This window comes from Candidatus Aquicultor secundus, from assembly GCF_002791875.1.
Lineage (GTDB): Bacteria > Actinomycetota > Aquicultoria > Aquicultorales > Aquicultoraceae > Aquicultor_A > Aquicultor_A secundus.
Window position 1 is genome coordinate 1 of the sequence record NZ_PFNG01000041.1, and the last position, 2,103, is coordinate 2,103.

At 46.7% G+C, this 2,103-nt stretch carries 1 protein-coding gene; it reads right to left on the reverse strand.

Going from position 1 to position 2,103, the window contains the following annotated elements; all coding sequences use genetic code 11:
• Positions 1-78: 78 nt before the first annotated feature.
• On the reverse strand, positions 79-1,797 hold the full coding sequence (locus tag COY37_RS01705; protein WP_286975705.1) for a discoidin domain-containing protein: 1,719 nt from the start codon (positions 1,795-1,797) through the stop codon (positions 79-81).
• Positions 1,798-2,103: the final 306 nt, after the last annotated feature.

The window sequence follows — 2,103 nt, forward strand, 5'->3', positions numbered from 1 at the left end:
GTCGCATACATGATCTTTGCTCAGGTTACGGTGCCTTTGCTTTCAGATTCGAATTTAAGACCCCACCAGTCTCCCGAGCTAGGAGTAGATGCACCTCCGATAGTGTTTTCCGCCATAAGAGCTGTCACGGTACGACGTAAATATAATCGGACTCTGGCCGGTGCCCTGCGCCGATAGCGAACCTTGAACCACAATTGCACCGGGCTGACCTTTAACTACCGTGCCCGGCTCAATTGTTAGATTTGTGCCTTGAGAGACCCAGGTAGTCCCATATAAAACATAAACGGTGTTACCGTAAAGTGTCGCGTCCGCCCCGGTTTGGGAGAATTGATTGGGCGCATCAGTCGGTCTTGTTGCATAATCCCATATCCACACCGCATTTTGTGTGTTATTACTTAGCGTATTGCCTTTGAAGTTTGGCAGTGACTTGGGGTCAATCTCTACCACCTTACTATTAACGTCTGTAGTTCCATTGCCTGTTATGTTGTTGTTTTGGATACTTGAAAAATCGCAATGGACGATCATCATGCCGAATGTGCTATTATTTTTAATTTGGCAGCTTTTTACAGTTGCCTGTTGAATGCCCAAGATGTAGATGCCCTTGTTGTTGTACGATAACTCTGAATTTGTTAGCGATAAGTTTTTTGCAAAGCAGGCACTATCATACGGATGATCTGGCCGGGCATCAAAAGTCATGCCCGAAGCTGCGTATTTTACGACTATCTGATCAAGGTTTACAATACTACCGGCTTGCAGCTTGAAACCGGACCAGTCACTTGGTTTGGGCGAAGTTGCTGTACCATCACCATTGGTATCACCACCAACACCATCGTCACGGTAAGAGGTAAATGTGATTCGACTACTAGATGTACCCGGAGCGCTTACCGTCCCGTTGATAATAAAGTTTATCCCATTAACAAACTTTACTATCGTCCCAGGCTGGATATTTAGCGTTGCACCCGCCATAACAGTAAGGTCGCCGTTTACAACGTAGATTTTACTACTTTGCCAGGTTACCGTGCCTGTTATTGAGCCGGAAACTTTTTCTACAGTACCCCCAGTGGAGCCGCTGGGCGTGACCGCCGCCTCCGAAGATGGATTACTCTCGTTATTGCTCTCATCAACCGCAGTGACCCGGTAATAGCATGTCTTTTCATTTGTTAAGCCTGTATGGGTAAATTGGGTTGTTCTCTTTGGAATAAGAGATGTATTGACCTTGGTCCCTTGAACTCCAGATGTTTCGGAATAATAAACGTTGTAACCGGCCAAATCAGATTCAGAGTTAGCATTCCAGGTTATAGTTACCTGAACATCTCCTGGAGTACCGCTCAAACCGGTTGGAGCTGCCGGAGCTGTAGTGTCAGGCGGTGGGGTTGTGCTTGCACCATACACCTCAAACTCCCAGAGCGAGTAGCCCCATGAAGTCCCCCGTGCGGTGCCGTACATGCGAACGTAACGGCCTTTGGTTCCCTGCGGCAGGGTAATATCATCTACAGCACCATCACCGGCGGTTGTGGAATAGACGGTATTCCAGGTCTGTGCATCGTCAGAGACCTGGATACTGTAGGATTTGCCATAGGCAGTCTCCCATTTGAGGACTACTCTACTCAAGTCCTTGGAAGAACCGAGGTCGACATAGATCCACTGGGGATCAGAGAAGGCTGAACTCCAGCGGGTGCTCGTATTTGCGTCAATTGCATTTGTTGCAGGATACGAGCTGCCTTGCAGAGATGAAGCTTTTGCGGCTGTTGGCGTTAGTTGCGAATAAACCACATCTGCACGACTTTCCGATGCCATACAGAGTACTATGCAGAGTGCAAGCATTACCGTGGCTACTATATAAAGCACTGCACCTCTAGATATCCATGCTCTTCTTACTACATTCAAGTTTCCACCCCCGGTTAATCCCTAATTGGTTTAAATGACATAGTCATTGGATTACCCATTAATAAGGGTTTAAAACTACGCTACATATAGGCGTTACTCTTTCCTTAGTTGGCAGTATTTTGTTCTAGCAGATAATTAGTTCCCCCTGAAAAATACCTTTACAAGGGAACCATACCCTATGTCGCTTGGCGTCAATTTTTACTCAAGCGACACAAT